This window comes from Thermobifida sp. (assembly GCF_017577275.1).
Classification (GTDB): domain Bacteria; phylum Actinomycetota; class Actinomycetes; order Streptosporangiales; family Streptosporangiaceae; genus Thermobifida; species Thermobifida fusca.
Map to the genome: position 1 here is coordinate 224,214 of NZ_PITY01000020.1, position 23,714 is coordinate 247,927.

Annotated in this window: 17 protein-coding genes; 9 read left to right on the forward strand and 8 right to left on the reverse strand. The window is 69.1% G+C overall.

Annotated features, from left to right (window positions below):
- The first annotated feature begins 133 nt into the window (after positions 1-133).
- The gene (locus CW348_RS06055; RefSeq protein ID WP_011291149.1) at positions 134-304 is read left to right on the forward strand and encodes a hypothetical protein; all 171 of its coding nucleotides are present in this window, start codon (positions 134-136) and stop codon (positions 302-304) included.
- A 181-nt stretch (positions 305-485) separates the two neighbouring features.
- Here CW348_RS06055 and pglW read toward each other — a convergent pair whose 3' ends face one another.
- Both pglW and CW348_RS06065 read right to left on the reverse strand, forming a co-directional pair.
- Positions 486-4,751: a BREX system serine/threonine kinase PglW gene (gene pglW, locus CW348_RS06060; RefSeq protein ID WP_104612529.1), complete on the reverse strand. Its 4,266-nt coding sequence runs from the start codon at positions 4,749-4,751 to the stop codon at positions 486-488.
- Positions 4,752-5,007: 256 nt separating this feature from the next.
- The gene (locus CW348_RS06065; protein ID WP_104612528.1) at positions 5,008-6,195 is read right to left on the reverse strand and encodes a 3'-5' exonuclease; all 1,188 of its coding nucleotides are present in this window, start codon (positions 6,193-6,195) and stop codon (positions 5,008-5,010) included.
- 322 nt (positions 6,196-6,517) lie between these two features.
- Between CW348_RS06065 and CW348_RS06070 the strand changes: the two genes are divergently transcribed.
- The 3 genes from CW348_RS06070 to CW348_RS06080 all read left to right on the forward strand — a co-directional run bounded on the left by CW348_RS06070 (position 6,518) and on the right by CW348_RS06080 (position 8,803).
- Positions 6,518-6,799 carry a hypothetical protein gene (locus tag CW348_RS06070; RefSeq protein ID WP_081430390.1) on the forward strand — a complete coding sequence of 94 codons (282 nt, stop codon included), beginning with the start codon at positions 6,518-6,520 and terminating at the stop codon, positions 6,797-6,799.
- 89 nt (positions 6,800-6,888) lie between these two features.
- Positions 6,889-7,809, forward strand: a complete 921-nt coding sequence (locus tag CW348_RS06075) for an AlpA family transcriptional regulator (RefSeq protein ID WP_011291146.1) — start codon at positions 6,889-6,891, stop codon at positions 7,807-7,809.
- Between the two features lie 247 nt (positions 7,810-8,056).
- Positions 8,057-8,803, forward strand: a complete 747-nt coding sequence (locus CW348_RS06080; protein ID WP_011291145.1) for a hypothetical protein — start codon at positions 8,057-8,059, stop codon at positions 8,801-8,803.
- Positions 8,804-9,055: 252 nt separating this feature from the next.
- Here CW348_RS06080 and CW348_RS06085 read toward each other — a convergent pair whose 3' ends face one another.
- Positions 9,056-9,481: an OsmC family protein gene (locus tag CW348_RS06085; RefSeq protein ID WP_011291144.1), complete on the reverse strand. Its 426-nt coding sequence runs from the start codon at positions 9,479-9,481 to the stop codon at positions 9,056-9,058.
- Between the two features lie 405 nt (positions 9,482-9,886).
- On the opposite strand from CW348_RS06085, the gene pfkB reads away from it, so the two are divergent.
- Positions 9,887-10,873, forward strand: coding sequence for a 1-phosphofructokinase (pfkB, locus tag CW348_RS06090; protein WP_016188294.1), 987 nt, complete (start codon positions 9,887-9,889; stop codon positions 10,871-10,873).
- 186 nt (positions 10,874-11,059) lie between these two features.
- Positions 11,060-11,527, forward strand: coding sequence for a hypothetical protein (locus CW348_RS06095; protein WP_011291142.1), 468 nt, complete (start codon positions 11,060-11,062; stop codon positions 11,525-11,527).
- A 9-nt stretch (positions 11,528-11,536) separates the two neighbouring features.
- Here CW348_RS06095 and CW348_RS06100 read toward each other — a convergent pair whose 3' ends face one another.
- The 4 genes from CW348_RS06100 to CW348_RS06115 all read right to left on the reverse strand — a co-directional run bounded on the left by CW348_RS06100 (position 11,537) and on the right by CW348_RS06115 (position 18,931).
- Positions 11,537-12,415 (reverse strand): Fpg/Nei family DNA glycosylase, encoded by an 879-nt coding sequence (locus CW348_RS06100; protein WP_011291141.1) that lies wholly within the window; start codon positions 12,413-12,415, stop codon positions 11,537-11,539.
- Between the two features lie 110 nt (positions 12,416-12,525).
- The gene (locus tag CW348_RS06105; protein ID WP_011291140.1) at positions 12,526-15,330 is read right to left on the reverse strand and encodes a DEAD/DEAH box helicase; all 2,805 of its coding nucleotides are present in this window, start codon (positions 15,328-15,330) and stop codon (positions 12,526-12,528) included.
- Positions 15,331-16,174: 844 nt separating this feature from the next.
- Complete coding sequence (locus tag CW348_RS06110) at positions 16,175-17,269, reverse strand: hypothetical protein (protein WP_104612527.1); 1,095 nt, start codon at positions 17,267-17,269, stop codon at positions 16,175-16,177.
- Between the two features lie 201 nt (positions 17,270-17,470).
- Positions 17,471-18,931: a PucR family transcriptional regulator gene (locus CW348_RS06115; RefSeq protein WP_011291138.1), complete on the reverse strand. Its 1,461-nt coding sequence runs from the start codon at positions 18,929-18,931 to the stop codon at positions 17,471-17,473.
- Between the two features lie 173 nt (positions 18,932-19,104).
- Here CW348_RS06115 and gabT point away from each other — a divergent pair, with 173 nt between their 5' ends.
- From gabT to CW348_RS06130, 3 genes are all read left to right on the forward strand, one after another.
- Positions 19,105-20,451, forward strand: a complete 1,347-nt coding sequence (gabT, locus tag CW348_RS06120; RefSeq protein ID WP_011291137.1) for a 4-aminobutyrate--2-oxoglutarate transaminase — start codon at positions 19,105-19,107, stop codon at positions 20,449-20,451.
- A gap of 136 nt (positions 20,452-20,587) precedes the next feature.
- Positions 20,588-21,394, forward strand: coding sequence for a carbon-nitrogen hydrolase family protein (locus CW348_RS06125; RefSeq protein WP_011291136.1), 807 nt, complete (start codon positions 20,588-20,590; stop codon positions 21,392-21,394).
- Positions 21,395-21,621: 227 nt separating this feature from the next.
- Entirely contained in the window at positions 21,622-21,864 is a 243-nt protein-coding gene (locus CW348_RS06130; protein ID WP_011291135.1) for a hypothetical protein, read from the forward strand.
- 268 nt (positions 21,865-22,132) lie between these two features.
- On the opposite strand, the gene CW348_RS06135 is transcribed toward CW348_RS06130, so the two are convergent.
- Complete coding sequence (locus CW348_RS06135) at positions 22,133-23,635, reverse strand: CoA-acylating methylmalonate-semialdehyde dehydrogenase (protein ID WP_011291134.1); 1,503 nt, start codon at positions 23,633-23,635, stop codon at positions 22,133-22,135.
- Between the last annotated feature and the right edge of the window lie 79 nt (positions 23,636-23,714).

Genomic DNA, 23,714 nt, shown 5'->3' on the forward strand with positions numbered 1-23,714 from the left:
CCAGGCCACGCCACACCCAGCCGCTCACCCGCGCCGCGAGCCCGCTGCTCCCACGCATCGCGAACCGGAGCTGAACGTTGACCCGCCCGCGCTGATCCGCCCCTACCTGATCGCTTTCGAAAGGAGCCACACCGTGATCGCCCCGGAGATCGACCTGATATACGACCGCATGGTCGAGCGCCTGCGCGATCACCTGGCGGACCCGCCGGAGCTCCGGGAGGCGTGCATAGCGTTGGACAACCACTTGAAGGGCCGCGCCCAGCTCCCCTCCCCGTGGGCCTCGGCACGCAGCACACCGCGCTAGACCAGCCTCTCCCCACGCCCAGCCGGCACACCGGTGGGCATCCTGCTTACAGGGTGGTGCGCGGACAGCCGCTCCAACACCGTGGAACTCCGCGTACCGTGCTTCCCCCCGCGTTTCGGAGACAGGGAAAAGGCCACCGGCTGCATCCGGTGGCCTCCCCCATGCCAGGGTGCGTCCGCTGTCACCCCACCAAAACCGGTTCTTCTGCGCCGAAACCGCGGGGCAGCCGCAACTGTTCCGCATCCGTGATCGCGCCCGCCGGTTCGTCGTCGAGCCGGGCCGGACGGTACGGGTTGCCCATCGGGCACAGCAGCCACAGGCCGTACGGGGCGGTGCCGCTCTCCCGGGCCTGCTGGGCTAGCGTGCGCAGCAAGTCTCGGCCTGCCGGGTAGCGGGCCAGCGGGGTCGCCCCGTACACGAACACAGGCCGGTCCTGTCCCGCGGCGCGGATCCGGTCGCCGAGAATCATGCACGCCTCGGCAACCATGTTCCCGAACTCGGGCGGGCCGCCGGGCACGTCAGCGGCGACCACCACATCCCATGGCGGGCCGCCGTACTGGTTGATCATCTCGGTGACGACCCGCACGAACTCCGCAGACGCGTCGAACGCCGCCACATCCGGCCGGGAAGCCAACAGCTCTGCCACCCGTTCGGCCTCTGACATCCACGTCTTCACGGCAAGGTAGCCGCCGCGGGCCACCGCCTGGTCGAGGCGGCGGCGGGCACTCTCATGCTCGCTCGGCGGCTCGTATCCGCCGCCCGCACTGATCGCCGAATAGGTGATGGACCTGGTGATCGCGGTGCGTGGCAGATACCAGTACTCGGTGCCGTCCGAGGCCGTCCGGGACTCCAGGTTGGGGAAGTCTTCGCGCAGCTGCCGACGGATCACGTGCACGCCAGGCGGGTCCATGTGCGGGAAACGGGCCCGCACCCGGTCGACGATCTGCTGCGGGGTGATGCCGGGCTCGCCGAGATAGCTGGCGACCTGGACGATGTCCAGCACCCGTTTCAGGCTCAACGACCGCGGATACAACTCCAGGCGCGCGGTGGCCTGCGCGTTCTCCGAGGCTGCCGCGGCCAGCGTCACCAAGTCCACGTCGGACAGCGGGGCCATGCCCGGTTTGGTGGGCACCCCGCGCAGCCGCTGCCGCACCTCGGCGGGGGAAGGCAGCGGCGCGTCATCGTCGAACCGGACAATCCGGTCGGCTTCCCGACCCAAGGCCGCCGCATAGTCGAGCAGGTCGGCCTCGACGGGAACGGTCGGGTCGTTCTCGATGACCTGGGCGACCAGCACCTTCGGGGTGTCGCTGTGCGTGTAGAGGCGGCGCAGCACAAACACGGGCGACTCTTTTTGCTTTCGCTCTTCGCATTCGGTCACCACGCGGATCGCGGCCAGCGCATACGCTTTCCGGGTCTCCGGGATTTCTGCGCTCGTCCCCCGTTTACTCAGCAGCTCGTCCGCGATCTGCCGCACCTCGCGGACCCGGCCGTGGCGTTCCAGGATCTCCACGATGTCGTCGCGGACCGCGGTACGCAGCTGGGAAGGAGTGTTCTTCACCCAGTACTGGCGGGCCTCCGCCAAATGCCGGGACACGGTGGCCTGCTGCAAGCCGAGCCGCCTGGCCACCTCTTTCTGGGTGCGCCACACCGGTTCGGCGAGAGCGTCCTCGGGGAGGCCAAGCAGCTCCCGGACAGTGCGCACCCAGTCGCGGTTCCGTTCCGTGGTCTTCGGCAGGAACTGGCGAATGATCTTGTCGAGGCTCGCGTTCTCGAGAGCGAGCTCCTTCTCTTCCTCGCTGGCACCGTCCACGGACAGTTTTGCGCTGACCTTCGGCAGCGGTTCGGCGTGCGCCAGCTTCCTGCGCCACCGGTTGGCTTGGCGGGCCAGTTCGTTGCGGGCCCGCAGCGGCACGCCGCGCAGGCGGCGGATCTCCGCAACCGGTTTCTTCAACAGGTCGCCGACGGTTTCACAGCGCAGCAGGCGGGTTGCGGCGTCCAGCGCGTCCGGGCTCAGCCCGGCCACGACCAGCGGCGTGTCCGCGGTGGCGTTCTCTGCGTTGCGCCGCCGCGTGGCCTCGTCGTCCACCTCAGCCAGCTCCAGGCTGTCCGGGGTGGTGACCGGGGAGGCTTCGATGTTCTGGAACGCCTGCTCCCACGCTTCGCGCATGTCGGCGAGCGTGGCGAACCGCTGCTCGGGTCTGCGGTGCAGGGCACGCCGGAAGAACTCGGTGAGTGAGGCGCGCACCTGGTCGGGGAAGTCCTCTTCGCTGAGCCGCGGGTATTCGACACTGTCCGGCAGCAGGTGGGGTTCGACCCCCTCCTCGTTCCACACCGGCAGGTCGCCGGACGCCATCTCGTGCAAGGTCACGGCGATGGCGTAGCGTTCCGCGGCGCTGTCGTAGCTGCGGTTGCCTTCTGCGAGGAACGGGTCCAGGTATCCGGGGGTGCCGGCCTGGGTTTCCCGGGTGCTGGTGCCCGCGAGAGAGAAGTCGAACAGCACCAGTTCGCGGCTCTTCTTGGTGCGTTCCCGCACGCCCAGGTTGGCGGGTTTGATGTCGCGGTGGAAAACCTTCTGGTCTTCCAAATAGTCGGCGATCTCGAACAGGTCGATGCCGAATCGGCGCAGCTCCTCGATACCGAGGTTGCCTTCCTGGCGCAGGTAGTCGGCGAGCGTGACCTCCCCGGCCAGTTCCAGTTGCAGCACGGTGTGCTCGCCGATCGTCATGACCGGGTCGTCGCCGATCACCGCGACAATACGGCGGTCGCGGAGCCTGCGGAGCTGTTCCGCTTCCCGGCGGAGCTTGGCGGCGGCACTGTCGTTCACCGCCACTTTGAAAACCCGCTGTTCGCCGTTGCGGGACACGAGCAGGGCGCGGGACGTGGCGCCCTTGCCGAGGACGCTCTCCACCTTCCAGCCGTCGATGATCTCCTGGCCTTTGGTGGCCTCCAACGGGCTCGTGACGACCTCGGGCCGGGTGAGCAGCTCCTCGATTTCTTCGAGACGGCGCAGGAACTCGCGGGGGGATGAGGTGCGTTCGGTGGGGATGAGCCGGGTCGCTTCCCGCACCAGGGTGTCCATCAGCGGGTGGATGTCGTCGCTCACCGCGGCAGGGGAGAGTTCGCCGTGCTCCCGGATGTGTTCGTTGAACTCTCGGCGGTCGTTGCCCGGCGGCTGCCCTGTCAGGATGAGGAAGGTGAGCGCCCCCAGGCCGAACATGTCCAAGGCACGCGGGTCGCTGTTGGGAGCGTTGACTTCGGGGGCGAGGTAGGCCTGGGCGGCGGCCTCAATGTGTTCGACGAGGGCGTGCACCGTGGTCTGCCCGACGTGCTGGGTGTGTCCGAGGCTGCCGATCCCCTGCCGGGCCGCGGTCTGCCAGTCGGCGATCCGCAGCCGCGGATAGTGGCCGTCGAGTTCCACCCAGACGCTGCGGGCCGCGAGCGCCCGGTGGAACAGCCGGTTGCGGTGGGCGTGGTTGACTGCTTCGGCGAGCTGGCGGACCATCTCCACGCGGGTGTAGACGTCGAGGTCGGCGCCTTTCTCCTGCATGAAGTGGTCGAGACGCTGCCAGCTTTCGCGGTGTTCGAACACGACCGCGGGACGGTAGCCCTCGACTTCGACGAAGTCTTCGGCTTTGACTATGCCTTCGTGGGCGACCCCGACCAGGGAGCGGTATTCGCGTTCCGCGGCTCGCAGCACTGATTTCTTCGTCTGCTCGTCGGCGTCCGGACGGTAGTGGTAGATCCGCACCCGGGAGTGCTTGTTGGTGATAACCGTGTGCTTGCCCAGGTAGTCGGTCCACGTGGGTCCGCTGTCGAACGCCCGGCGCTGGAGAGTGTAGGAGCCGGCCGTCAGGTCGCGGCGGATCGCTTTCGCCCCGATCGTTTCCATGAGCCGGGTGATGGAGCGGAAGAACACGGGGTCGGGGCTGCGGTGGGTCCGCCGGTTCAGCAGGCCGCTCCAAATCCCGGGCAGCCCGGTCTGCTTGTCCAGTCCTTCGCGGCCGTAGACGTGCTGCCGCTGGATTTCGTCGAAGTCGCAGCGCAGGTCGGGGGCGGAGAGGAAGACGGCGGGGGTGAAGTACGGCGACCGGTAGTCGCGGATGCCGAGCTTTTTAGCGGCCCACTCCAGTTGGCTTTTGAGCTCTTTGGCTTTCTTGTCGGTGAGGTAGAGCGGGTTGTCGATGGTGCGGACCCGGTCCCCGTAGAACGTCCACGTGCTGCCGCGGTTGATGGCCCGTCCCGGCTGGCTTTTGATTTCGACGAGGAACGCCCCGGCTGGGGTGACGATGAACAGGTCGCATTCGCGGATCTGCCCGGACGCGGCGGTGAACGAGAAGCACTGCCAGGCCCGGTAGGGGTCGCGCTGCGGCATGAGCGCTTTGATGTGTTCGAGAGCTTCCTGCTCCCATGGATGTTCGGAGCGTTCCCCCCACCACCGGTCGGTCATCGACGCCCTTCCCTGATACGGACCCAGTTATTGGCGAAGGATAGCGACCTGCACAGACGGTTTCCCAGACGAAGCGGACAACCGGGAAGAGAAGTGGGCAGGCACCTCGGGGTCGTCCACAGCCTGGGGGCAACGGCCGTCGTGTCGTGCTGTGCGGCCGCATGCGTGCCGGGGACTGCGGCAAAGCCCTCGGTGCCCTGCCGCGCACAGTGGGGCGGGGCAGGGGTGCGGTGCGTCCCGCGCCGGGCGGGTGCGGTTACACCGACCACACCATGACCTGCCAGACCACGGCCAGCACGACGAGAACGGCCACGAACAGGGCGGTTGCCGTCCCCCGCCGCGGTTTCGCCTCTTTTTTGCGGACGGCGGCTTCCGGCGCTTCGATGACCAAGTCCTCGGGGATGTCCCCGTGCAGGTCGGTGTAGCGGGCGCGGTACTCCTCCGGGGTGAGTTCGCGCAGCCGCCACAGGTCGCGCGTCTCCGGCACCGTGATCCCGCTCGGCCCGCTGCCGGGTGATGCCGCGACCGGGCTGGCGGGGATGCCCGCGGCCGCTCCGGCATGCTGGGGGACCAGGTGGCGGAGCTCCTGGTGGACTTCGCGGGCGGTGTGCTGGGTGAGCCCGGCGCGGGCCGCCAGCATCGCTAAATGTTCCGCGTCTTCCGCGGTGACCGTGCCTTGAGCGGCATACCGTTCCACGGCCATGCGGTAGTTGGCGAGCCCGTCGGCGCGGGGCGGCGGCGCGTCCTGCATGGCGGGAAGGCGGTCCACGAGCAGGTCCACGTGGTCGAGAGTGCCGCGGCGCGGAGTTGCGGCGCGCGGCGCGATGTCGCCCCCGCATGCCAGCATCGGCGGCACCGCGGACACGGGTCCTTCCCAGCCGAGCGGTTCCGGGGCGGTGTCGACGAGTCTCGCCACCATGGCGGCGAGCAGGCGGGCGTCCTCGAGGGCGTAGCGTTCCGCGATCGGCCACTGGCCGGTCAAGGCCCGGCACAGCGAGTCGAACCGGTAGTCGGCGTGTTCCAGGTGGGTGCGGCACGTCTGCAGTGCGCACAGGCCGGGGAGCCCGGTGACGGGGATGCCGAGCAGGTCGAACTCGGCGGCGAGGAATTTGTCGATGGCGGGCAGGTCGTAGCCGACGACGACCGCGTCGTTGAGGTAGCGGACCAGGTCCCCGGCGATCTGCTCGAATCCGGGCACGCCCGCCATCCAGGCGTCGGTGATGCCGTGGAGTTCCGTGTTTCCCAGCGGCGTTCCCGGGTTGACGAGGGTGGCGTATTCGTCGAGCACGGTGCCGTCGCCGCGCATCCGCACCACGGCCACCTCGCACAGTCGTGCTCCCCACGTCACGTCCAAGCCGGTGGTCTGCACGGCGAGGCAGGCGAAAACCAGTGTGCGGGGATCCGTTCCTCCGTCCCTGGTGAGACGGCCGTAGTGGAAAACCATAGAAAACCTCCGGGGAATGGCCTGCCCCGAGGATCGTACGCCTTTCTCCCCCTTAATGAGAGCGAAAACGGAATTTTCGGGTCATTGCCATGTGTCGGCGGGAATGGTGGGGTTCGGAGCCATTCAGCGGTGTCACCCCAGGTCGTTAGAGGTATGCGGGGCCGGTTTGCCGGGTACGGCCGCTAGGTGCGGCTCTAGGGGGTTTCTCCTGGAATACTGGGTTTCCCCGTACTCTGTCCGTGGCCGAGATGTTTCACGGGGAACTGCACCGGTGCGGCGCCCGCTGGGCCGCACCCCCTTCGACAGGTCGGGAGTCCCACAGGTGACCGGTAAGGAGCTCAGCCCCTCCGCGCACCAGAAGAGCGAGGTCCGCAACGTGCTGCGTGCCCTGGTGGCGGACGGGTGGACGCTCCGCGGGGAAGGTCACTGGGGGCGGTTGCACTGCCCGTGCGGGTGTTCCGCTATCCAAGTGCCGGGCACGCCCCGCAATCCGGGTCAGGCGGCCCGGCGCATCCTGCGGGAGGCGCGGCGCTGCCCGCTGCCGCAGGACGATCCGCGTCGGCTCCGGCCCCGGTCGGACAGCTCCCCCACCTCGTCGCGTTGACGTTTGTCAACAGCGATGCGAGACTGGACCATGGCTGGGCGCCTGCCTTCCCCCGCCCGTTGCGCCCACCCTTCGGAAAGGGACCGCTGTTGCCCGACTACGAATTCATTTTCGTGGTCGACGGGATCACTCTCGACGACCACGCCGCCGTCAACGCTCTCACTGACGAACTCGACGCCGTGCTGTCCTGCTCGCACGGCGTGCACCGCATGACGGTGTCGGGCAGCGGGCCCGACGCGGTGACTGCGGCCGGGTCCGTAGTGGCGCGGGCGCGCGCCCTTGTGCCCGGCATGCGGATCCTGCGGCTCGACCCCGACCTGGTCGGCGTGTCCGACATCGCGGAACGCACCGGCCGCAGCAGGCAGAACGTCACCCAGTGGATCCACGGGCAGCGCCGCGACGGTGTCCCCTTCCCCGCCCCGGAAGGCACGGTCGGCCGGTCCCTGGTGTGGCTGTGGTCAGACGTCAACGCTTGGCTGCGCGGTATCGGCTTGGACGACGGGGAGGACCGGCCCACGCGGGACGAGGCCACCGAGATCAACTGGCTGCTCCGGCACGGGGTGCCGCCGGTACACGTCAACGTCGACGTGGACTTCGATGTGCTGCCTGGGCGGGAGGACACGCAGCGCATCGCCGCGCTCCTGGTGGAGCACGCCCGCATGACTCCCCGGTTCATCGAATACCTGCTGCGGCATCCCCAGGTGCGGGATGCCCGCGGCCGCTCCACGGTCGTGGTGTGCTCGCCGGAGCACCTGGCCGCGGACGTGTTCGCCCGGTTGCGCGCCTATGGGCGTCCCGTCGTGGTCGCCACTATCACCACGGGGGTGTTCGCCCAGGTGATCAGTGCGTCCCGGCGTCCCGGCAGCACGCCGGTGGAGCTGCCGCCGGGGGCGACGGTGCGGGACTGGATCGGCCTCATCGCCTTGTACCCGGACCGGGAGTTCTCTGTCGGCTCCGACGACCTGGGTGCGATCGGGGAAAGCGACCCGCTGGAATTCGCGTCGCGGTGACCGTTCCGCTGCTCGTCGGCCGCACCACTGGCACGAGCTTGCTTTCCCGGTGTTTTTCTGCGCGTTTCCGGTAATGGCGTTCCCCACCACCCCCATTTACTGTGATGTACATCACTCTTTGGGGCTGGTGTGACCGGTGAGGTTCCCGGTTCCCCGTTCCCGCAGAGGAATGCGGCAGGGGTGGCCGATAATGGTCCGACGGTTAACGTTCTGCCCGACAACGCACGGAATGGGATTTCAGACGTCAATGGACCCGGACGCGACTCAGGTACTGACCTGGACCGGAGAATTCGCCAGCCCCGAAGCCCCTCTCCCGCAGTGGGAAGCCGACGTCCGCGGCCAACTCCACGCAGCGTTGGAGCGGTTCACCGGGCCCTTGCAGGACCTCATCGACCGGGACGCCAACGAAGGCGACACCCGGCTGCTGGTCACCGACTTCTTCAGCGACGGGCTGGGCTACAACAAGTACGACGAGGTCACCACCGAATACCGCACCAAGAACGAGTCCGTCGACTACGGGCTGAAGGTGGGGGACGACGTCTTCGCCCTCGTCGAAGTGAAACGCTGCGGCCAAGACCTCAACGCGCGCAGCCTGCGCCCCGCCCGGCTCAGCGCTGCGGAGGAAGGCGTCCAATGGCTGGTGCTCACCAACGGCCGCAACTGGGAGGTCTACTACGCGGAGACCGCTGAGGACTCCCCCATGCGGATCCTCGAGGTGGACCTGCTCGGCGACGCCGACCCCAAGGCCAAAGTGGACGCGCTGTTCCACATCAGCCGCGCCGGAGTGGTGAGCGGACGGCTGGACACGCTGCTCAAATGGCGGAAGGCGCTGCTGGGTGCGCCGCTCGCCGAGGCGCTGCAGAGCCCGACCGTGCTCGAAGCGATCCGCGCTGAGGTGCGGAACCGCACTGAGCACGTCGGCCACCTGGGGGACTTGGACGACGTGCTGCACGCTCTCCGCAAAGAAGTCATCCCGCCCCGGCTGTTGAACTGACCCCGCTGCCCGCGATTCCGGGCAGGGCGTCGACACGGCTCCGGTCGGCAGCGCGGGCAGGCGCTGCCAGCCGGAGCCGGTATCCATCCCGTGTGTGCGGCGGCAGCGCCGCTTTTTTCGTGCCCGCGGCCGGAATGCCGTGCCGCGCCAGCCCGGCTGCGGGGGCAGTACCGGGCCGAGACACCTAGCCTGAAACGCTGCGGCTGCGTTGCGGGACGGGCAAGGACCACCCGCCCCGCAACGGGAAGCGGGTTACTTCAGGGCCGCGTCCAAGGTGATGGGAGTGGCCGCCAGCGCCTTGCTCACCGGGCAGTTCTCCTTGGCGCCCTCGGCCGCCTTGACGAAGTCGTCGGCGGAAATCCCCGGGACCTCGCCGCGGACCACGATGTGGATGCCCTTGATGCCCTCACCCGGCTGGAAGGTGACCTGGGCTTCGGTGTGCAGCGACTTCGCCGGGGTGCCCGCCTTGGCCAGGGCGTTGCTCAACGCCATGGAGAAGCAGGACGAGTGGGCGGCCGCGATCAGCTCCTCGGGGCTGGTGAGGCCGCCGTGCTCCTCGGCACGGGCCTTCCAGGTGACCTTCTGCTGGGGCAGGTTGGACGAGTCGAAGAAGACCGTTCCGCTGCCCTCGAACAGGGTCCCCTCCCACACGGTGTGGGCGTGAGAGACGAGCGCCATGGCAGACTCCTGAATCTCTGTTGTCGTATTCCAACGTGGCTGTTCGACCGGGGGCGCGGTACTCCCGGCCCGGCGCACCCGCGGATGCACCGGAAACGATCATTCCTGATCCTCTGGGGATTGCGGTACGGCAGGGGCCTAGAACACCCCCGCACTTTCGCGCGCACACCGGTAACAGTACGGTGACGGTACGCAACCCCGGGCGCGCCTCTACCCTGCCGCGCCCCTGTTGACGCACCCCTGCAGCAGGAAAAGGGGGGACGGCACCGACCGTTCATCCCCGCTCCCAGATTGGTTTAGACCTTTTTGTCTACGATGAGAGCGCTCCCAGGTGTGAGGAGCACGCGACTCCCGGGCGAGAGCGGCGTCCGGGATCGACCACCGCCGACCCTGAAGAGAGGGCGCATGATCCTCACAGTTACTCCCAATCCCAGTGTCGACCGCACCCTGGAGATTGACACCTACGTGCGCGGTGCGGTCATTCGCATCCACAACGCGATGGCGCACGCCGGAGGCAAAGGCGTCAACGTCTCCCGTGCCCTGCGCAACCACGGTGTCCAGACGGTTGCCGTGCTTCCCGTCGGCGGTGCGGAAGGAGCCCAGCTCACCGCCCTGCTCGGCGAGCACGGTATCGCCGCGGTGACTGTTCCCGTTGCCGCGGTCACCCGGTGCAACATCACCACCGCGGAAGCCGACGGCACCACCACCCAGCTCAACGTGCCCGGCGCATCGCTGAGCGAAGCCGAAGTCGCGGCCCTGCTGCGTGCCGTCGAATCCCAGTTGCGGCACCACCCCAAGTGGCTCGTGGCGGGCGGCAGCCTGCCGCAAGGCACCCCCACCGACTTCTATGTGCGGCTGTCCGTGCTGGCCCGCCGCTACGGGGTGCCGATCGCCGTGGACACCTCCGGGGAGCCGCTCGCCGTGACTGCGCGGGCCGGGGCAGCCAACCTGCTCAAACCCAACCACCACGAGCTCGCGGAACTCCTCGACCGGGAACTCACCACCCTCGGCGACGTGGTGGACGCCACCCGGGAAGTGCTGTCCTGGGGCAACGACGCGGCCCTCGTCACCCTGGGCAGCTACGGGGCGCTGCTCGTGGAACCGGACCGCTTCTGGTGGGCGGGCGGACCGCCGATCGTGCCGCGCAGCACCGTGGGCGCGGGCGACAGCACGCTCGCGGGCTTCCTGTTCGACGACGGTGCCCCGGAAGAACGGCTGCGGCGCGCCGTGTCGTGGGGCAGCGCAGCAGTGGCCCTGCCCGGCACCACCATCCCCGGTCCCGCGGACATAAACGACGAAGGGGTCGTGGTCGTCCCCGAACCCGACCTGTCCCTGCCCATCACCGACCTGCCCGCGAAACTCGGCTCGGAAGCCGCGCGCAGCAGGCCATGAACAGCCGTGGGCCGCGCCGTGGCCGCCGTCCCCCGTTGCGGGGAGCGGCGGCCCGGGACCGGCCCCGCGGGCCCCAGTACGGCAGCGGGCGGCACGCGCAACGCCCGGGCGGAAGCCAGGAATAATGAGCGTCTGACTGCCTTGTTTCGCCCCTGGTGGCACGGCTTTCGAAGGAGGGGCACAGCGGTGGATGTCCGTACCCTGGCAGCCCGCATCCGCAACTCAAGCTACGGTCCGGCCAGCCCGGAAGCGGTGAAACGGCAAACCGTGGCGATCGCCCAACGGCTGACCCGGTACGCGGCAGAGTTCGGCTACAACCCGGCCGCATTGGAACCGGAGCAGGCCGACGCGTTATCCGAGGTCTACCTCGCGGAACGGGACGTGCCCGTGGTGGAGGCCGACCACATCCGCGAACTGTACGAGGCACACGACATGGATGCGATCCCGTACAACGACGACATCGCGGTGCTGGCGATCGACCCGGACGTGTGGGACGACTACGCGGTGATGAGCGCGGGCGAAGCCCTCGTCAAAGGCATGCGCACCGTCTACCACGCGCGGAAGCTCGCCGAACGCCTCGCGGGCGCTGAACTCACCGACGAGCTCGCCGAAGAGATCGCCTGGGAAATCACCAGCGAAGTCTCCCCCTACTAAGCGGTCTGCTCACCCGGTCTGGCAGCCCGGACACCAGTAGAGGGAGCGTCCCGCCAGCTCGGCGGAGCGGATCGGGGTGCTGCAGACCCGGCACGGCTGCCCGGTCCGGTAGGCCACATAGTGGGCTTCTTCGCGGGGGATGTCCGGTCCGGGATGGGTGCGGTGCTCGGGGCGGGTGGTGATGATCCGGCCGTCGCGCACCCCGTCGCGCAGCAGGTGGACCAGGTCCGCCCACAGCGCCTCCCACTGGGGTTCCGTAAGGTCGCGGCCCGGTCGGTAGGGGTCGATGCCCGCGCGGAACAGGGACTCGGCCCGGTAGATGTTGCCTACCCCGGCGATCACGTCCTGGCGCATGAGCAGCACCGCGATCGCGGTGCGGGACCGGCGGATCTTCTGCCACGCCGCGGCCGGGTCGGCGTCCGCGCGCAGCGGGTCCGGGCCGAGCCTGGCCTGCACCGCCTGTTTGCCTGCCGGGTCGATCACCTCGCACGCGGACGGGCCGCGCAGGTCCGCCCACGCGTCCGCGCTGACCAGCCGCAGCCGCACCGCCCCGGTCGGGGGCGGCGGGACCACGAACCCGTCCGCGTCCCGCTGCAAGGCCCGTTCCGTGCCCGCTTCGGTGCGCGGCGCGCCCAGGCTGCGCTCCCCAGTGGCGTCCCCGAACGTCCACGCCCCGTACAAGCCCAAGTGCACGCGCACCCATTCGCCGGAGTCAAACCCTAAGAACAGGTGCTTGCCGTGGGCTTCCGCCTCCCCCAGCACCCGGCCGTCGATCCGCTGCGCCCCTTCCGCGAACCGCCCCTGCGGGCTGGCGGCGCGTACCCGTTGTCCCCCGAACGTCTTCGTGAAGTGGATCGCTAGTCGGTGCAGCGTGTGGCCTTCGGGCACGGTGGTGTCGCCTCCTCCACTCCTCGCAGCCACCTCACGCGATTGTGCTGGCGATTGCACCCTACTTGACCGTTGTGCGGCATCCGCGTGGTGTGCGGGGGTGGGGAGGTTCAGGCCTTGCCGAGCAGGATCTCCTTCGCCAAGTCCACGGGGTTGTGGAGGCAGCGCCACAAGGGGACGCGCAGCACGGGCAGGTCGGTGACCTCCCGCAGCCGCTGCTGCCGGTCGAGCAGGCGGCGCAGGCCGCGGCCGTCCCGGGTGCGGTCCACGAGAATCAGCATCTGCCCGAGCGGGGTGGTCACGCACAAGTCCACGCGGTAGCCGGCCACAGCCACATTCGTCTCCACTTGGGCGGCCAGGTCGCTGAGCGCGTGCAGCAGAGGGCGCGGCACTTCGCTGTCCGCGGCCTCCCCGGTGCCGGTCTCCGCGGCTTCCACGACTGCGGCGGGCACTCCGCCGCCCGCTGCCCACAGGGCGCGGTCCCCGACCACGACAAGCTGGGCGATCGTGCCGGTGAGGATGGGATGCCACCACTGGGCGGTGGCGAGGGTGCGCGCCACCGTGCGGTGCGGGGTGTTCTGGCTCAGCACGGGGGAGACCACGAGCGCGTCGCACGGCTGGGCGCCGAACGCCTGCGGGGAGTCCACGCGGATCTCCCGCGAATAGCGGCGGCGGCCGGTCAACTGCCGCAGCAGCGCGCGCTGCCCCGCGAACGGGCTGGTCACGCCGAGAGTGGCTTCGTCGGGGAGGCGGAGGTCGAGCGCGGTGAGGACCGCTGCGACCCGGTGGGCCTCCGCGCGGTTCACATACGAGCCGTCCTCGTCCGTCTCATACTCCCCGGTCACGTCGTGCCACTGCACGGGCCGGGCCGGGTCCCCGGGCAGGCTCCACGGGTCGGTAAGCACCGTGGACTTGCCGCCGTAGCAGCACCGGTCCGCGAGCGCAGCGATCGCAGGCTGGGCCCGGTCGTGCTCGTCCAGCCACAGCACCCGGCCCCCGGTTTCCGTGCGGATGCGGGCCAGCGCCTGGTAGGCGGAGACGGTTTCCGGGCCCCGCCTGCCGAGCAGGGGCGTGCTCCCGGCTGCTGCCGGGTCGCCGATGATGAGGGCGCGGCGGGCCCGGTACAGCAGCGGCAGCACTTCGCGGATGCCGCACCGTTCCGCCCGGTCCACGATCACCAGGTCGAACATGCCGGCGCGGGGCGGCAGTTCGTGGTCCTGCCCCACGGCGACCGCCCACACCGGAGTGGTGGGCTCGGGCCGTTCCGCGCCGTTGCTGCTGCGGGTGTGGCGGGCCCGGGCGTGCACGGCGAGGTAGGCGGCGCTGGACCTGCGGTGGGCTTCGAGGGCCGCGACCAGGTCCGCGTACAGCTCGTCAAGAGCGGTGGCGCGGCGGCGCGCGTCCAAAGCGGCACGCCACTCCTGTTCCACGCGGGCGATCTGGCTGATCCGGGCGAGCACGGCCGGATCGGTTCCGGCCGCCATCCGCCGCGACGCGGTCCGCTGCCGGGAGCGGAAAGGGAAGCGCTGGGAGGCCTGTTCCGCCCAGCGCAGCCACTCGCGTGGACTGGTGGTGCGGAACAAGGCCTTGGGATCCCAGCCGGCCGCGATGATCTGCCCGCGCGCTTCTGCGAGGAGAGCTAGGTCGCGTTCGATGCGAGCGATCGCATCGATAGCTGCGCGGGCCACGCACACCGCGGCCCAGTCTCGGTAGAGGGCGGTGCGCGCCTCCGTCTCCTCCTCGGCACGGGTGCGGCACTCTTGGAGGGTGCCGTGCCCCGAGCCGCGGCCGCGCACCGCTGCTGGTCCGCCCGCGACCAGGTGCGCTGTTTCCAGTTCGGTGCGGACTTCGACGGTGAACGCGTCAGCGGACGCGGTGTCGGAGGCGACGAAGAGCACGCTCTGCCCGGAGGCGACAGCGGTGTGCGCGACTGCGGTCGCCAGGGTGTGTGCGCCGTTGCCGGGCGGGGCCGCCACCACGGTGAGGCGGCGGGTCATCGCCGACTCCACGGCGCGGTGGTGGGATTCGCTGACCGGGGCGGCGCTGATCGGGATCGCGGGGTCCCCTCTTCTCCCCGGTTCGGGGACGTGGGCGAGGCTGGCGAGCGCGGTGTCGCCGAACCGGGCCACGTCCAAGCCTTCGACCACGGCCAGGTCGGTCAGCAGCGACCGCGGGTCGGGGTGCTGGCCGTTGGCGTGGGGTTGTTGCCTCGGGGTGGGCGGGCCGCCGGGCTGGCGGGCCAGTGGCACGGGGGGTGCGTCGGTGATGAGCACGGGCCGGGCGTCCCCGCTCGTCGCCCGGTTCAGGTATTCACTCAGGTCTCCGGTGTCGATCCAGCCGTCGCCGTCCCGGTCGGGTGCGGCCCCGCGCAGGGCGCGGGCCACGTGCAGGCTGAGCGGTGTGGCCGTGGGATAGCCGACTCCTGGGGCGGCGAGCACGGTGCAGCCTTCGCGGGGGAATGCTCGCCGCAGGTCGAGTTGGGGGACTGTCGCGGTGAAACCGTCCGGCCCGTCGTCGAACCAGCCACTGTAGCCGCAGTCGAGCAGGATGACTGTGCTCCGGACCGGGGCGGTCTGGATCACTTCGCTCACCGTGTCCAAGAGCACGGCCCCCGAGACGAACCGGCGTCCCCGGGCGGCGGGGAAGCACAGGCGGCCGTCGCTGTCCCGCACCACGACGCCGTGCAGCGAGAGCAGGAGCACGTCGGTGGGTTCCGCTGCCGAGAAGAAGGAGCGCAGCTCCTCCACCATGCGGGTGCGTCCCGGGTCGTCCAAGGCGCGGACTTCGTCGAACGCGATGTCGGTGAGTGCCGAGCCCAGCGCTTCCACGCCCAGCCGGATCGTGGCCTCGTACCCGGGCCTGTCGCCGTGGGCGGTGGCTGCGATGAGGAGCGCCCTGCGTGTCCGAGGCCTCATCGCCGTCCCGTTCCGTGCCCCGTCCCCGGCGTGAACGGTGGAGGAAATGTGTGGAATAACCGCACGTGACACCTCTGTTCCCACTGACCGACCAAAACCGGACTGTCAGGTGACGAATGAGTCACTCAAAGCGACTTATCGCATTCTCGCGATCGATAGTCCCATGTGTGGTACGTATGCGAAAAATATCCGGACGGATTCTCCGAACCGGGGTGTACCACCACGCGTGCACAACGGTAATCCCGGGTAGGGAGCATTCGCGCCGCCTGGGCCAGAGTCATCTCATACCGTGTTCCGATTCTGGGTGTGTCCGACACCGTACCGTGTCTCCGCTCCTGGGTGTGCCAGTGTGCGGTGTGCTGCTTTTGATTCTCGCCTCTCCGCGGGCTTTCACGGTACTCCCCGACACAGGGGTGATTTCCTTATTTCTGGATCGTCTTTCCTGGTCAGATCGGGTCTGACCGTGTTCAGGAAGGTGTGCGCTGCGGTTTGTGCTCCACATCCACTGCCCGTCAGATTTTCCAGTATTACCGGTATGCCGCTTTGACGAATTTACCTCATGACAGGAATGCACGGTATGCCGTTTTTATTCCTTCAGGAAAGACGTGGACTTAGCGTCCTTTACACCGGTATCGACGGGGGAATCTCTTGTGCTCCGTTGCAGGGGACACCTCAGAACAAATCGCGAACTTTCTCCCTTATTTCCCTGATGGGATTTTTGCGGGGGCACCGGTTCTCGAATTTCCGTGCCCCGCACTCCAGGAATCCCGCCACCAGCGTGCCGGACCTTCCCCCGCTCTGGGGACAGGTTTTCCGGATGATGTTCCTGCCCATGGCATCCGGTTTACTCGCCCCGCGGGTGCGGCTGCGCCGCATCGGCACCGTCCTCCACCGGCGGGGCCGGCCACGGGATCTCCTTCTCCTGGCGGACCGGGATCATGAGCAGTGCCCCCACCCCCAGCACGATGAGAAAAGGCAGCGCATACAGCAGGACGTCGATAAGGCGTTCGACGGCACTGTTCCCCTCCGACGCGTCCTCCAGCCGCGCCGCCAGCGCGGTGAGCGTGGCCGTGGCACTGTCGCTGTCCCGGGCCCCCGTCACGATCTGGGACAGGCTGCCCTGGTCCAGTTGGGACCGCAGCCCCACCGCCGTGCTGCTCGCCGACCCCGCGGTCACCCGCCCGTTCTCGTCCACCAGGTAGACCACGGCAGGCACATCCCGCTGCCCCTGCACCAGCTCCGCGATATTGCCCGCCCCGCGACGCACCACCCCACCCTCGTACTCGACCGCGTCCCGGGGCAGGAGCGCCACCCGCACCGGCTCCGGCAGTCCAGCGAACCGCTGCGCCAGGTCGCGAATCCGCTGGTCGGTGAGATCCGTGGACAGTCCCGGGGACACGTACAGCGACGTCTCCGCGAGCTGCTGCGCGGCCGTAGACAGCACCTCCCCCCGCAGGATCACCGCCACGGCTGCCACGTGGACGAGCAGGTCGTCGGGGGCGACCCGGCGGCTCGGCCCCGCCAAAGTCCGCTTGGTCCGCGGGACTTCCGCACCCGTCACCACATCGGCGCGGAACGCGTCCCCCTGCCAGGTGTAGAGGGCCACCGGCTGCCGTCCCTGCGCCAGGTGAAGCTGGGAGGCAAGTTCGGGCGGAGGGGTCTGCGGCTGGAGGACCACCGCCACCCGCGCCGCGGTCTCCTCCCCCAACGCCTCCGCCACAGCTTCCGCAGTGACCTCGGGAAACATGGCGGTGATCCGGTGGTGGACGTACACATCCGACTGCTCCCAGGCACTGCGGACCTCCTCAAGGCAGGAACAGTCGCCACCACCGGACAACGGCACCGCCGGGACCGCTGCCGCCCCCGCCGGGGCGCCCGCCAGCAGCACCGCCAGTAGGCCCACCCCTGCCGCCACTGCCCGTAGCGCACGCCTGACCATCGTTCCCCTGGCTTCGGCTCCTCGCGTCCCCACCCACAGCCCTGGGGTGGCCTCGCACCCGCGCCCCGAATCCGACATTCCGCCATCGGGGTCGAAACACCACCCCAACACGAGGCCACCCGCCTGTTCCTGAAGAACCCGCTAGTTTCGGCACAGGATGCGGCAAAAGATCCACCAACCGGCGGGGCGCACCGAACCGGCCTAGTCCCGTTCCGTCATCCGCAGCGCCAGCCACAGCTCTGCCCGGTAGTCGGGGTCGTCCAAATCCCCAGGAAGCAGTTCGCGGATCCGCGCGATCCGGTAGCGCAGCGTGTGCCGGTGGACCCCCAGCGACTCGGCTGCGGCATCCCACCGGCCCGATGCGGCGAGATAGGCGCGCAGTGACGCCAGCAAGTCCGCGCTAGCCCGGTGCTCGCGCAGCGGGGCGAGCAGCCGCTGGGCCATGCCTGTCCCGGCCGGGGTGTCCAACAGTCCCAGGAAACCGCCTGGCAGGTCGGTGTGGCGGACCAGGGCGGCAGCGTCGCGCTGCGCGACCTCCAAGGCCCGCTCCGCCTGGGCCAGCGCTTCGGGAAGCGCGTCGTAGCCGACCTCCTCGCTCACGCCCACCGGGCCCCCGGTGAACGCGGCCAGGCTGCCCGCCGGATCCGAGCGGGCACTGCCCAGGAACGTGAACCGGCCGTCCACCACAGCGGCCAGGCCTTCCTCGGCGCCGCGCCCCCACGACACGGCGGCCGGGCTCGGGTCTGCGGCGACGACCACCACCGGTTCGGCGGGCAGAGCCGCCCGCAACGCCTCCGCCTCCGGCCCGGTCACGGTCACCGCCCCGCGCACCAGCGCGTGCAGCAGGCCGCCGCGCAGCCGGTCGGTGACCGCGGAATCGCCGCGCTCCAATTCCAGCGACAGCAGGGAGCTGGCCGCGTTGAGCAGGGTGCGCTCCTCAGTGCCGAGTGCGCGGGGCGCCCCCACGGCCAGGAACCCGCGGACCCGTCCCGCCACGCCCAGCGGTTGGACAGTGATGTGCCGGGAATCCGCGGACAGGGAGACGCTGGCGGGTTGGCGCAGCTCCTGCAGGCGGCGCAGCTCCCCGGCGAGTCCGGCCGCATGGGACGCGGCCTGCGCGGGCCGGGCGTGCAGGGGGGAGCCGTCCGGGGCCAACAGCAGCACCCACCCTTCGGGCAGCTCCGCGCCGAGCCGGTCCACCACCGCTTCTGCGCCCTGCAGAGCGGCCCGCGTCAACTGGCGCTGCGCGGCGAACGCCTTCGTCAGCCCTTCGTACTCTTCCCGCGCCAGCATGCGGGAGACCTCTTTGCCGATGGCGATGAACGGGGTGGGGCGGGGCACCGCGATCAGCGGCAGCCCGTATTCGGCGACCGCGTCCACCAGGGTCGACGGCACCTGCTCGTGGACCACCCCGATTCCGAACCCCAGGCCCGCGACCCCGCGGTCCACGAGGCGTTGGACGTAGGCGCGGGCGTCCACCATCTCGTGCGTCCACCGCATCCCCGTGGTCAGCAGGAGCTCTCCGCCCTCCAAGTAGGGGGTGGGGTCGGTGAGTTCGCTGACCGCCACCCAGCGCACCGGGGTGTCGAGTTTGTCGGTGCCGTGGAGCAGCCGTAACTGCAGCCGGGGAGTGCGCAGGATTGCTCCGAGAGAAGGCGGCACGCTCACTCCTCGCTTGCTCCAGGCCAGGCCCACACCACGACGTTTCCGACAAAAAGTCTAAGAACCTTCCGAAAGCCTATCCATACCGGCGAGGAAATTCGGAGGTTATTCGCTTACTGTCGATCCGGTAACCACGGATCGCCAACCACACCCACGGAGGAGGGCAGGGAACCATGGCTAGCGAGCACGCGGATCTCCCCCAGGAACGTCGGCTCGTCACCGAGATCCCCGGTCCCCGGTCGCGTGCGCTGCAGGAGCGCCGGACCGCGGCCGTCGCTCAAGGAGTAGGCAGCTCCCTGCCGGTCTACGTGGTGCGGGCCAGCGGCGGCATCGTTGAAGACGTGGACGGCAACCGGCTCATCGACTTCGGTTCCGGTATCGCCGTCACCAACGTGGGTAACGCCAACCCCCGGGTGGTGGCCCGCGCCAGCGAACAGCTCGCCCGCTTCACCCACACCTGCTTCATGATCAACCCCTACGAGGGGTACGTGGACGTGTGCGAGGCGCTCAACCGGATCACCCCCGGCGACCACGAGAAACGCTCCATCCTCGTGAACTCGGGTGCTGAGGCGGTGGAGAACGCGGTCAAGATCGCGCGGCACGCCACCGGACGCCAGGCAGTGGTCGTGTTTGACCACGCCTACCACGGCCGCACCAACCTGACGATGGCGCTCACCGCCCGGAACATGCCGTACAAGCAGGGCTTCGGCCCGTTCGCCGGCGAGGTGTACCGGATGCCGATGGCCTACCCCTTCCGCTGGCCGACCGGGCCGGACAACTGCGGTCCGGAAGCCGCCGCCCAGGCCATCGACCTGATCACCACCCAGATCGGCCCGGAGAACGTGGCCGCAGTGCTCATCGAGCCGATCCAAGGCGAGGGTGGTTTCATCGTGCCCGGTGAAGGGTTCCTGCCCGCGCTCGTCGAGTTCTGCCGCAAGCACGGCATCGTGTTCATCGCCGACGAGATCCAGACCGGGTTTGCGCGCACCGGCCGCCTGTTCGCTTGCGAGCACGAAGGGATCGTGCCGGACCTCATCACCACGGCCAAGGGCATCGCCGGCGGTCTGCCGCTGGCCGCAGTGACCGGCCGCGCCGAGCTCATGGACGCCGTGCACGGCGGAGGCTTGGGCGGCACCTACGGCGGCAACCCGGTGGCCTGCGCGGCCGCGCTCGCCGCCTTGGAGACGATCGAACAGGACAACCTGGTGGAGCGCGCCCGCGCTATCGGGGACGTGCTGCTGTCCCGGCTGCGCGCGCTGGCGGAACGCTACGACATCATCGGCGACGTGCGGGGACGCGGCGCCATGGTCGCCATGGAACTGGTGGCGGGTGCGGGCGACAAGACCCCCAACCCTGAAGCGCTCGCCTCCGTCGTCAAGTACTGCCACGCCAAAGGCCTGATCCTGCTGACCGCGGGCACCTACGGCAACGTGATCCGGCTGCTGCCGCCGCTCGTCATCAGCGACGCGCTGCTGGACGAAGGCCTGACCATCATCGAAGAAGCGTTCGCGCAACTGTAGCGGAGCTTTCCAAGCCGGGCCGGGTACGGGCAGACGCTGGGGGGATCGTCTCGTCCCGTCCCGGCCCTTTACTGTGGTGTGCGTCCGCAGCCGGAGCGCTGCGCAGCCCAGAAGCACACACCAGTGGGGAGCAGGCATGGTCGGGGTGGCCGTCGCACAGTTCGCACCGGGAATGGACAAGCAGGCGAACCTGCGCCGGGCTGTCGAACTGGTCCGCGCCGCCGTCGACCAGGGGGCGCGTCTCGTCGTGCTCCCCGAGTATGCGATGTTCACCGCCCCCGCCACCGACCACCGGTTCGTGGCCGCTGCGGAACCCTTGGACGGCCGCTACGTGTCCGGGCTGCGGGACCTGGCGCGCGACTGCGGCGTGTACCTCGTGGCCGGGGTCAACGAGGCGGTAGACGATCCGGAACGGTTCGCCAACACGACCGTGGCTGTAGGCCCGGACGGGGCGCTCCTCGTCTGCTACCGCAAACTGCACTTGTACGACGCTTTCGGCTTCACCGAGTCCGCGGTGGTCCGGCCCGGGGAGATCACCGATCCTGCGGTGTTCACCGTCGACGGGCTCACCTTCGGCGTGCAGACCTGTTACGACCTGCGGTTCCCCGAAGTCACCCGCAGGCTGGCCGACGCGGGCGCCCACGCTGTCGTGCTCGGCGCGGAATGGGTGCCGGGCCCGGAGAAGAAAGAGCACTGGAAGCTGCTGGTGCGCGCCCGGGCCGTGGAGAACACCCTCTACGTTGCTGCCGCCGGGCAGACCGCGCCGATGGGGTCCGGGCACAGCATGGTGGCCGACCCCATGGGAGTGGTGGTGGCGTCCCTCGCCGACGACGAGGGGGTCGCGGTCGCCGCAGTGGACCCGGCCCGGGTCGCGGAAGTCCGCGCACTCAACCCGGTGCTGGAGCTTCGGCGTTTCACCGTGGCGCCGAAATACCCCGTGTGATCCCGCCTCCCGGTGCGCTCCCCTTTTTCACACCAAAAATTGCGGTATGCAATTCCGGTTTTGACTACTCAGAGTTAACGACACTAAGCTCCAGGTCACAGTTTTGATTCTGCTTTATTCAGCGAACACATCCGGTCTGATTGAATCCAATCACCGGCATCTACCTGTCTGTCTGCATCAATCCGCGACTGTCCTGTGCCACGGGGGGAGTAGGGACGTTGAGCGGTATGAGCACTATGTGCGAACGCGGGGCGCCCGCGGACCATGACGACGACTACGTCGTCGCACCGGAAGGACTCAGCGACGCCCAGGTCATGGGGGAGGCCTGCGTCGTCTGCCATGCCCGCTGGCCGAGGCCACGCCGCCAACTGGGCGTACTCCCCGACGGGACCCGTCTCTACGGCTGCTCCGAGTGCGCGCAACTGGCCATGGGCGCCCCCGCGGATTTCGACTTGCTGGTCACCCACTGAGCGGGGTGGGTAGGTGTAGGGAGTACTCCGGACTGGGGGGAGAGACGGTCCGGAGTACCCCTTCACCGTGCGCCCGATTCCGGAGGGGGGAGGGGAATTGGACGCATATCCTCACGGTTTCCACCGTCGACGGGGGGTGTGAACCGGCCAGCATCCCCGAGGTGGCGAACCGGCAACCACGATACTCCGCACAGTGGGCAACTGATCATCAGTAGGGCAATCCGCTGTCAATTCGTGCGCGAGACAACCGTTTCGTTGGAATCGGCCCTTACTTCGTGGTGGGGAAACCGAGGTTGACTCCGCCGTGGCTGGGGTCCTGCCAGCGCACGGTGACCGCTTTCGTGCGGGTGTAGAAATGCACGCCTTCGGTTCCGTGTGCGTGCGAGTCGCCGAACAGGGAATTCTTCCACCCGCCGAACGAGTAGTAGGCCATCGGCACCGGAATCGGCACGTTGATACCGACCATGCCCACTTCCACCTCGTTCTGGAAGCGGCGTGCCGCCCCGCCGTCGTTCGTGAAAATCGCGGTCCCGTTGCCGTAGGGGTTGGCGTTGATGAGGTCGATCGCCTCCTCGTAGGTGTCGACGCGCAGGATCGACAGCACCGGGCCGAAAATCTCGTCGCGGTAGCAGGCCATGTCGGGGGTGACGTGGTCGAGCACCGACGGACCCAGCCAGAAACCGTCGCGTTCCCCGCCGATCACCGGGTGGATCCGGCCGTCCACGACCAGGGTCGCGCCTTCGCGCACCCCGGACTCCAGGTAGGAGGCGACCCGATCGCGGTGCTCCCGGGTGACCAAGGGCCCCATTTCGCTGCGTTCGTCATCGCCGGGGCCGACACGCAGTTGCGCCACCCGCTGCTTGATCCGCGCCACCAGGTCGTCGGCGATGCCGCCCACCGCCACCACCGCGGAAATCGCCATGCACCGCTCCCCCGCCGAGCCGAAGCCCGCGGAGACGGCGGCGTCCGCAGCCAAGTCCAGGTCCGCATCGGGCAGCACCACCATGTGGTTCTTGGCGCCGCCCAGCGCCTGCACGCGTTTGCCGTGGGCGGCCGCGGTCGCGTAGACGTAGCGGGCGATCGGAGTGGAGCCGACAAAACTGACCGCTTTGACGTCCTCGTGGGTGAGCAGCGCGTCCACCGCTTCCTTGCCGCCGTGCACCACGTTGAACACGCCGTCAGGCAGTCCGGCTTCGGCCCACAGCTCGGCGAGACGCATCGGGGCGGACGGGTCCTTCTCGCTCGGTTTGAGCACGAACGTGTTCCCGCAGGCGATCGCGATGGGGAACATCCACATCGGCACCATCGCGGGAAAGTTGAACGGGGTGATCCCGGTGACCACGCCCAGCGGCTGCAGGATGGAGTAGGCGTCCACGCGGGTGGAGACGTTCTCCGAATAGCCGCCTTTGAGCAGGTGCGGGATCCCGCAGGCGAACTCGACGACCTCCAGTCCGCGGGAGACTTCGCCGAGCGCATCGGAGACCACTTTGCCGTGCTCGGCGCTGATGATGCGGGCCAGTTCGTCGCGGTGGGCGCGGACCAGTTCCCGGAACGCGAACAGGATCTCGGTGCGCCGGGACAGGGAAGTGTCCCGCCAGGCGGGGAATGCCCGCTTCGCGGCGGCAACTGCGGCGTCGACTTCAGCCGGTCCGGCGAAGTCGACGGTTCCCGACACGCGCCCGGTGGCCGGGTTGTAGATGTCGCCGCGGCGCTCGGCCGGGCCCTGCCAGGGCTTGCCATCGATCCAGTGGGAAACGTGCGTGACAGACAACGGACAACCTCTTCGGGTGACGAGAGTGTGCGGGCAAGTGGGGGGCGCACCCCCGGGTGCGGCGTGAGGGTGCGCCCGT

Excerpts from the sequence above, each read along its gene's own strand:
- pglW (WP_104612529.1), bottom strand. The coding sequence starts at position 4,751 with ATGACCGACCGGTGGTGGGGGGAACGCTCCGAACATCCATGGGAGCAG.
- CW348_RS06065 (WP_104612528.1), bottom strand. The coding sequence starts at position 6,195 with ATGGTTTTCCACTACGGCCGTCTCACCAGGGACGGAGGAACGGATCCC.
- CW348_RS06080 (WP_011291145.1), top strand. The coding sequence starts at position 8,057 with ATGGACCCGGACGCGACTCAGGTACTGACCTGGACCGGAGAATTCGCC.
- CW348_RS06085 (WP_011291144.1), bottom strand. The coding sequence starts at position 9,481 with ATGGCGCTCGTCTCTCACGCCCACACCGTGTGGGAGGGGACCCTGTTC.
- pfkB (WP_016188294.1), top strand. The coding sequence starts at position 9,887 with ATGATCCTCACAGTTACTCCCAATCCCAGTGTCGACCGCACCCTGGAG.
- CW348_RS06105 (WP_011291140.1), bottom strand. The coding sequence starts at position 15,330 with ATGAGGCCTCGGACACGCAGGGCGCTCCTCATCGCAGCCACCGCCCAC.
- CW348_RS06110 (WP_104612527.1), bottom strand. The coding sequence starts at position 17,269 with ATGGTCAGGCGTGCGCTACGGGCAGTGGCGGCAGGGGTGGGCCTACTG.
- gabT (WP_011291137.1), top strand. The coding sequence starts at position 19,105 with ATGGCTAGCGAGCACGCGGATCTCCCCCAGGAACGTCGGCTCGTCACC.
- CW348_RS06125 (WP_011291136.1), top strand. The coding sequence starts at position 20,588 with ATGGTCGGGGTGGCCGTCGCACAGTTCGCACCGGGAATGGACAAGCAG.
- CW348_RS06130 (WP_011291135.1), top strand. The coding sequence starts at position 21,622 with ATGAGCACTATGTGCGAACGCGGGGCGCCCGCGGACCATGACGACGAC.